The organism is Balneola vulgaris DSM 17893 (genome assembly GCF_000375465.1).
In the GTDB taxonomy this organism is placed as follows: domain Bacteria; phylum Bacteroidota; class Rhodothermia; order Balneolales; family Balneolaceae; genus Balneola; species Balneola vulgaris.
In genome coordinates this window covers 1-1,214 of the sequence record NZ_AQXH01000016.1, presented here as the reverse complement: position 1 = coordinate 1,214, position 1,214 = coordinate 1, and the positions used below count along the sequence as shown (strand labels likewise).

Below are 1,214 nucleotides of genomic sequence, written 5' to 3'. Positions count from 1 at the left end.
CTTCTTCATAATCTTTCGCCTCAACCCAAATGGTGGTAAAGAAACCACACTTTTTTTCCTTATCAACAAAATCGAGTAAGAAGTTTTCACCTCTAGGCATGACCTGATATTTATTCATAGATCAAGGTTGTATAACGACCCGGCGTTTAAGCGGTACGTTACAATGTAAGATTTTAGTTAAAGGCTATAAACGAGCATGCGCTGAACTTGATTCAGTGTCCGCTTGAAACGCTTGTTATAGCGCGAACATGATTTAGAATACAACTTTGATACCTGCATTTCTTAGTTCAAATGAACTATCAGTTTTCTCGATTTGATCAAAGCTAATATTATATTCGTTATCAGTGACCAAAAAAGTATCATTTCTAATTAAAGTGAAATTATTAATATCAAAAGTAAACTCTTCGTCCCAACCGTTTTCACGTAAAACTTGAAGACTTTCATTATTTCCATCAATGGATTTTTGAATTAAGGAATCTCTTTTCGAGTATAGTTTTGACAAAGAATCTGGAATGCTAAATAATTGAAAAATGATGTTTTTTTGGTCACCTTTTTCAAATTGATGAAAAGCACCATATTTCTTGAAATCATTTGTGAATGAAACAATATTTTTAACTTCTACTTTCTTTTCACAAGAAATGAGACTGCATGTAAATATGACTAAAAAAAGCTTTTTCATTCTTAGCGCTATAACGACCCGGCGTTTAAGCGGCGAGTCTGGGGTTAATTATTAAAGTTTCGAACCCTAACCGAGTCCGCTTGAAACGCTTGTTATATGGCTGTTTTGTTTTGAGTTAATCTTGACAGTAGAAAAAGTAATAAAAGTTGAACTAAACCAAAGCCCCAATACATAAACCATCTGGCAAAAATGTAAAGTGTTTCGAAACCATCAACGGCTTGACCTTTGGTAGCTTCATGAAATTTATAAGCTTCAATTTCTGCAGACACGTAAGGAAAAAGGAAGAAGAACAAAATGAACCACGGTATTAACACTTGCCATTTCAATTTGAACTTTGGCTTTTTAAAAAACAGAAAAAAATTAACAGCGATGACTATGCAGAAAACATAAATATCAAAAGCTCTGTAAAAGGCATCTACTTGTTCCATGCTGGTAAGCCATATAACGACCCTGCGTTTAAGCGGCGAGTCTGGAGTTTAAAATTAACGACCCGAACCACGTTCGAGTCCGCTTAAAACGCTTGTTATGTTGCTAA

The 1,214-nt window shown here is 34.6% G+C and carries 2 protein-coding genes; both read right to left on the bottom strand.

Annotation, left to right across the window (positions count from 1 at the left end):
* Window positions 1-253: 253 nt before the first annotated feature.
* On the bottom strand, window positions 254-679 hold the full coding sequence (locus tag B155_RS0112665; RefSeq protein WP_018128625.1) for a hypothetical protein: 426 nt from the start codon (window positions 677-679) through the stop codon (window positions 254-256).
* 92 nt (window positions 680-771) lie between these two features.
* Window positions 772-1,107, bottom strand: coding sequence for a hypothetical protein (locus B155_RS0112660; RefSeq protein ID WP_018128624.1), 336 nt, complete (start codon window positions 1,105-1,107; stop codon window positions 772-774).
* Between the last annotated feature and the right edge of the window lie 107 nt (window positions 1,108-1,214).

What these genes read in the sequence shown, in the direction of transcription:
- B155_RS0112665 (WP_018128625.1), bottom strand. Translation starts at nt 679, where the DNA reads ATGAAAAAGCTTTTTTTAGTCATATTTACATGCAGTCTCATTTCTTGT.
- B155_RS0112660 (WP_018128624.1), bottom strand. Translation starts at nt 1,107, where the DNA reads ATGGAACAAGTAGATGCCTTTTACAGAGCTTTTGATATTTATGTTTTC.